Raw genomic sequence first — 7,131 nt, 5'->3', positions numbered from 1 at the left:
ATGCTTTAAAACGTCTACCTTTAAAGCAAATATATAAAAAGCTGCACTATGCGTGCAGCTTTTTTGCAAAATTTTCTTGATTTTTCATGCTTTTCAACACAACAAGAATTTTCGAAATCTACGTGAATCTTTTATAATCGTGAGAGACAAGATTCAAAATAAAAGATTTTTTTCAATAATTCTATTTTTTTATGTTTTTCCTTTAAAAAACTTCTTAAATGAAGTGTTGACTCCATCGATTATATATATGCCGTTACAGCATAACAAATATGCGGCTATTGCTCTATTTTTTCCATTCAAGCCAAACAAATTTCGCAGAAAAATATTCCTCTACGATCAACAACTTTTCTCAATATGGAAACCATTTTACATCTCATGTAAGAGGGAGCATTATGCGGTTAACATTTCATCCACACACAATATGAGAGAATAAGTTGAATTCTCTGATACAAAGGGAATACTAACCTACCCAATTATCTATTCTCAACAAAGCAACACTCTCACCACTTCAATACCAGTATTTTAGTTTGAGGATATGAATACATATTTACATTCTAGATTAAATGTATCAAATAAATAATGAACATAAAATCTATCAATAAACAATGGCTTAACTTTACATGCTTCAAACAAAGGACAAAATTCTATAATCATGCGTTATTAATTCTTTTGTAAATATTTTTATCAGATATCAAAAATCGTACCATTGCTTTCAATACAAGAAACCGACATAAAAAATTTCATATTGAATTACCAAAATAGTCTTTTACAAATTGCGATATTATAGCAAAAACTTCATTGGCTAATTATATGAAAAAATAAAATAGAAAATGCACTTTAATAAATATAAAGCAAATCGTTTTATAAAAGAATATGTAAAAAACCATAAATCACCTTATGATCATGTATTTGTGATTCAGATATTGAGTTCAGTTTTGCACAATCGTTTGAAAAAAAACGATGAGATTAAAGTTTATGCGCAACTGCCTAAATGGTTTAAAATTGATACACCTCTTGGATCATATACTCCCAATTAGGCTGTATTATTCGAGCAAGATGGGCAAGAAAAACTGTATTTTGTTGTGGAAAGCAAAGGAAGTATTTTCGAAGACATCTTGCGCGATCTGGAAAAAGCAAAACTCTATTGCGGTCATGAACATTTCAAAGCTTTAGAAGAAAATACCCAATATATTGTTTCTGATAATTATGAAACTTTTATCAATCAAGCAATTTAAAAAGATACCATAACAACTTGAAAAAATGTTTGGGTTATGGAAACAACCCTCCCTTGTTGTTTATAAAATGCAACTTTTTCCTACTCTATAATTTTCAAACTCTTCCTTATAACCGATTTTAATTTTTATTAAACAATCAAGAGATTGTCGAACATTTTTCAGAAAGGGCAGCATATTTAATAAAAGAAAATTATAAACTATTGAAAATACATTTGACACCCAAATAATCATTTAATCATAAAAAATGATATATAAACAAACATTGGATTTTTAAGTCAATAATTTGATTTATAAAGATTTTAACATTTTCCATGTTAAATAATAAATGCAAATGGAGCAGGCATGCACGTCTAGGTTCTGCTTTTGCTCTCATACAGATTGAATTGACAGCGAATAGACTCCTCGATAAACTCATTGACATCAGCTTAACTGATGGCTTAATTCTAGAGAAAAAGGCGGGTTATACACAAGGGGACCATCAGCACTTCCAATCACATTCATTCCAATATCAAAATTGCAGATATCACAAATGCGTGTTCATTCTTAGAGCTCTGTAATTTATGACGCAGGCCCCATATCTAAAATAATATCTGTAGGGAGCATGATCATGCAAAAGGTAGATTCCTATACCAAATCAGAAAAATATGTCATATATACCGTCATTATTTCCAGCATACTTCCTCTACTAGACGGGAGCATTGTCAATGTCATCCTTCCTGACCTTGCACGTTATTTTTCCGTGGAAGGAAATAATATACAATGGGTTGTCACGTCCTATTTTCTAGCCACCGTTCCAGGGCTGCTGATGTCCGCTTTTGTGCAAGGAAGAATAGGTATAAAAAGAACTTGGCTCCTTGCAAGCTTCATTTTTATGCTTGGCTCACTGGGGGTAGGATTAAGCTATAATTTTCCAACCATTATATCTGCCCGTATTATTCAAGGGTTCGGGACAGGCCTTTTGCTGCCCCTTAGCCAAACCATTATTGCGTTACAATTTGGGCAGACACGAGTGCGCCAAGCCATGGGCACCATAGCCGTACCAACGGTTTTTGCTCCTGCCTTTGGACCGCTGGTAGGAGCTTCATTTGCTCAGTATGTGTCTTGGCGTTTGTTGTTTTTTATCAATATTCCGCTTATTTTATTGGCACTCGCCCTTGGAGCAAAACATTTAAAGAGCAACGAAATAGCAAAAACAAAATTTAACTTATTTGCATTTTTAGCATTTTCTATATCGCTTCTCTCGTTTTTTTACCTCACAGAAGCCAGAAATATAAATAACCACAACGCCCTCTTTATCCTAGCACTTATAGCAGTGATATCTCTCATATTATTCATTGTTTCTAATCAGAAAGCAAAAAACAAATTAATCGTCTTTAGCGGATTTAAAAATGCGCGCTATACATTGCTCATGATCATGGGGCTTGTTGCTTCATTTCTTTTTTATAGTTTCCTCGTTTATTTCCCACTAGCCATTGCCATGGAACAAGCCCATGAAAATAGCCTTCTCATCATCGGTGCAGTCCTAGCTCTGCAAGGAGTGGGTGCATGGATTGGAAGGAAATTTATTTACCAAAAGTGGAAAGAAAAATCTCCCTTTTTCATGATAGGAATTGGTTTGGTGATATCAAGCTTTGGGTTATTATGCTTCGGCTATAATATAAGCATGGATGGACTTGGATTCTTGCTAAGAGGCGTAGGGCTTGGCATCGCCACCATTGTATGTTTGTCTGCTCCCATCCAATATGTCAACCGTTTATACGTCAAAGATACAGCCGTTATCACACGCATATTACAGCAAATAGGTGGAGCCTTAGGGGGTGTATTTGCTGGCTTTCTGCTACATTCGTTAACAGAGCAACGCCTTTCCTTAAGTCAAACATATCTCATATTCTTCCTCTTCTCTATCGCTGCATTTTTACTGTTTTGCCTAGCCCTCTTCTTATCGCCTCAAGAGAAAAATTCCGATTTATGATATGCTTTTGTATGAACGCCCTATCAATAACATTTGCAACGGTGTATAAAATTATACAGCCTTTACCACTGTTAAGGAATACCAATGCGCTAGAACCTTTGCCCCAGCCTTCATCATTCTATAAAAGAGCGTTAAACCGACAAGCTCCTTAAACTCTGAAATCGGACACCTCTAGTAGCATACATGTTGTTTGTAATTTTATGATTTTTTTGATGCTATGAGACACCTCTAAAAACCTATTGAAATATGCGATTTTCTGAATAGTATCTTTGGAGGTGTCCACAGAGGACAACATGATTTTCTATCCAAGATCCCATCACTAACAAACGCCCCTACAACACCAGTATAGAATACGCCGCCCAGCCCCCAATGCTGATCATTTTTCACGACGCATCGCGGTGTGGAAAATCGCACCGCACTTTCAAACCAAGTTATTTCATTCACCCTATATCACACTTCTTTGATCACTATGGTTTGGTAATTGCAACGGGATTAAGTGAATAAAGCAACAAAAACAGCTGGTAAAACAGCATCTTCTCTCTATTTTGTTGTTAACTGTTATAACAAATCTCCCCCGCTTTAAGAACAAAGGCTTTCCTCTTTGAGGGAGAAGTTTTTAAAACATTGAAAATCGTAATATACAATGACATACGGGAAACCATCTTTAAAAAAATTGTTTTTTTGATTTTTACAGTGTGCTTTTAGATTTCCCTACCTTTAAATTTTTCTTGTAAGTTTTACGGCAAAAAAAGCTTTTCAGAGCTTTTTTACACCTAATTTCATTGCTTAAAGCTCCCTTACAGAGACGATAACTGTTTATATTTCTTCTTTAGCAAGTATGCAAGATTAACAGCGGATATCATAAAATAGCATTTTTAGTGAAAGCAATAAACTTGACGAGATAAACGAGATTGCTAAACTTCTCTCTTGTCCCACTTGAGCTCTTTACTGGTTATGCGAATAAAGCGCCCCATCTGCTCTTTTTGACAAGCAAAGAACACACGCAACATTTTTTTCTAACATACTATTGTTGAAATTCTTGTCACAAAACCTTCCGTTCAGGGATTATGCGCATTGCCTGCTTCCTTCTCTCCAATAAACAATCTGCCAATAAAGAATGCTATTGCAGTTACGATAATACAAAATTATACTTCTGTTCTCATTCTATATTTTTCGAATTATCACACATTATTCACCCCCCCTTCACTGCTTCACTGCTATAACAATGAAAGGAGAAAAAAATTAAAACACAATATGGCATTTCCCTTTCAAAAATCTTATATAAGCCACAAAATTGTTGCGCGACTTTCTATGCAAGGTCAAGCCAATAAAATCATACTCTAAAAACCACTCCACACACCACTTTTTGATATTATAAAGCCATAAAATGCAATTATCATCCCCGCAAAAAATATCTCAAAAAAACAAAATTCCTCCTGCAACAATTAGGATACTCTCTCAAATATTACCAAAGTACTATTGGCCAGAGAATTTGGATGCCTTATTTTTTTATACACCATCTGCTCCTCATGAGAAGCTAAATGATAGTAGCTATGTCAAGATTAAGAAACGACTAGATACAATCAATGTGGAATGCAATGAACCGCTTGAAGTCCTTGGTAATTTGCTTGGGGATTTTTTGGACAGCGAGTGTCATAAGTTAGTCAGATTCATATTTCAAGATATATCAGAAGATCAAATGCTACAAGAGCTTAAAGAAGATCAACGTAAAGTTTTAGAAACGTTAAAGAAAGATGGATTGGAATATCAGCGTGGAGGATATATTATCAAGAATGAGGTGACCTTCACACAAGAATTGCAAAAAGCTGGTCTCCTCTCGATGGAAGAGCTAAAAAAACTTATTGCAGAGAAAGAACTTTCAGCAGTAGAAATCGAAATAAATAGGGCATTAGAAAATATAGAAAAAGATCCAAGGGAGGCAGTTTTATTTGCAGCAAATCTGTTGGAAGCCTCTTGCAAAGCTTATCTCGACCACCATTCTATCCTATACGAAGAAAATGCCCATAATAAGCTGTACGCTTTATGGAAAGAAGTCGCTAAGAAGGCTAAGATTCATACTGACGATATAAAGCAAAAAAACTTAAAAAATCAAGATCTAGATAAAAATGACTTAAGAATGATCGCAACCGGTCTATCCAGAATCGTTAGTGGTACTATGAATTTAAGAAACAAGAAAAGTGCAGCGCATGGCCGCTCAGAAAAGGATTTTGAACTAATCAATCTTAAGCCTCGCCATGCGCGTTTAACTTTTAATGCCGCCCATTCTCTCTCAATTTATATCTTAGAGCTCATGGATCAGCCATAATTAAAAAACTTTAGAAAAAACATATCACAACTACCAGCATTTTCTCATGCCATTTTTAATGCCTAAAAAGCATTAAAGGGGGGCTGCTGCTACCCTACAAAACCAAATATTTTTATAGCATGACAACATGAGTAGTCACAGCACCCTATGGTTCTCCTCTTCCCCACTTTTCTAGGCTCCGCTTCTAAAGTCCATGAGCAATTTCTGTAAATGCAAAAGACGCCCTTAAAGACAGCGAATGAGGATGGTGCGAAAGTATTGCCTTGATTATTTTTTTAAGAACAAACTAGCTGGTCTACTATTTTTGGAAAGCTCTCGTGAAGAAATATTATGATAGAGAAGCTAGTCGTTATGATAAAAATACAGTTCTGACTCTGTAAAGAGAGAAAATCTGAGTTTAGATTTAATCCCTGAAAAGCCTTTATGCGCGTAAATTAGATACCTATACGTTCTTCTCCTACCCTACATAATTTTATAATAAGATAGCTCGTATAAAAAATAGCACTATTCTTACTACTATAGCCAAGATTAATGGTGACATTAATGATCTTTATGATCACATTCAAGTCAATTCAAGTTCTAAAAATGATGAATTAATTGTCTCTGTTTTTTATCCTGAAGATGCACCATTACTTGAGCACGCCACAGGTGATGTTGTTCATATTGCATATGATCAATCATGCGATTGTGGCTATCATGGCCATACCTTACACCTGAAAGGAAGAACACCAACTTTTTATAATATTATGGGAACTTCAATTTCTGTACACGATTTTACAAATGTCTTAAATCTTCAAGGTTGCACTCTTTTGGCTACAGATATTCAACTCATTATAGTCAATCAATTTGAGAACGATGTTGGCGTTTTATTGTTTATTGATTCACGTTACGATATTGAAAGAAATGTCCTTTTCTCATCGCTCTCATCCTCTTATCTGATAAAAGACATTATCAATCAATACAATTTTTCCATGTTTGCTTTATGCAGAAATCTCAATTTATTCGCTCCTCAAGCTCAGAAAAAATAAAATCCTTTTTTCAAACGTCTGAATATCCTATAGAGCTTGATGGTGATTTAGTATAAATTAAATAAGATAAGATTATAAACTTCATCGATAAGTTCTTCATTATCACTGGAACCTTATACGTTTTTTTCCTTGCTCTTAGAGCAATAAGCTCTTTCCATAAAAGATTTTGCATAAGCTAACACACGACCTTTAAAGTAATTTTCACAAAAGTGTATTTAAGGTAGGGTAAGACATCATCCGATTTGTACCTCGTTGTACTGAGGCTAGAGATACTAGCTTTGGAACGGTGTGGAATAAGAAGCACATGAGATACAAGAACGCCCTTATTTTTTCTAGTAGACATATAATTTTGTGCTCTGAAGATTATCCAATCTTCTCTTTAAGACTTAAGAGCCCCCTCCCCTCGGTATAGCCTTCTCTATAGCTTATAAAACCCAATATTCCTATAACGGGATAAAATTTAGTGATCACGTACTCTATGGCCTTCCCCTTGCCACTGCCAGTTTCCGTTCAAACATCAAGACCAATGGCTGCAAAAGCAAAAAGCTGCCCCTTTTTTTCTCACGGCAT

At 35.1% G+C, this 7,131-nt stretch carries 2 protein-coding genes and 1 pseudogene; all 3 read left to right on the top strand.

What is annotated here, in order from left to right; all coding sequences use genetic code 11:
- Nucleotides 1-830: 830 nt before the first annotated feature.
- A pseudogene (locus tag ACFIML_RS08635) lies at nucleotides 831-1,235 on the top strand (hypothetical protein).
- Nucleotides 1,236-1,842: 607 nt separating this feature from the next.
- Complete coding sequence (locus ACFIML_RS08630) at nucleotides 1,843-3,207, top strand: MFS transporter (protein ID WP_375687942.1); 1,365 nt, start codon at nucleotides 1,843-1,845, stop codon at nucleotides 3,205-3,207.
- A 1,387-nt stretch (nucleotides 3,208-4,594) separates the two neighbouring features.
- Nucleotides 4,595-5,533 carry an abortive infection family protein gene (locus ACFIML_RS08625; RefSeq protein WP_375687940.1) on the top strand — a complete coding sequence of 313 codons (939 nt, stop codon included), beginning with the start codon at nucleotides 4,595-4,597 and terminating at the stop codon, nucleotides 5,531-5,533.
- Nucleotides 5,534-7,131: the final 1,598 nt, after the last annotated feature.

Origin of the sequence: Bartonella sp. AC62GZZY, assembly GCF_042196525.1 — a bacterium.
GTDB lineage: Bacteria > Pseudomonadota > Alphaproteobacteria > Rhizobiales > Rhizobiaceae > Bartonella.
The sequence above is the reverse complement of the archived record's forward strand: the minus strand, read 5'-3'. Positions and strand labels throughout refer to the sequence as shown.

What these genes read in the sequence shown, in the direction of transcription:
- ACFIML_RS08630 (WP_375687942.1), top strand. Translation starts at nt 1,843, where the DNA reads ATGCAAAAGGTAGATTCCTATACCAAATCAGAAAAATATGTCATATAT.
- ACFIML_RS08625 (WP_375687940.1), top strand. Translation starts at nt 4,595, where the DNA reads ATGCAATTATCATCCCCGCAAAAAATATCTCAAAAAAACAAAATTCCT.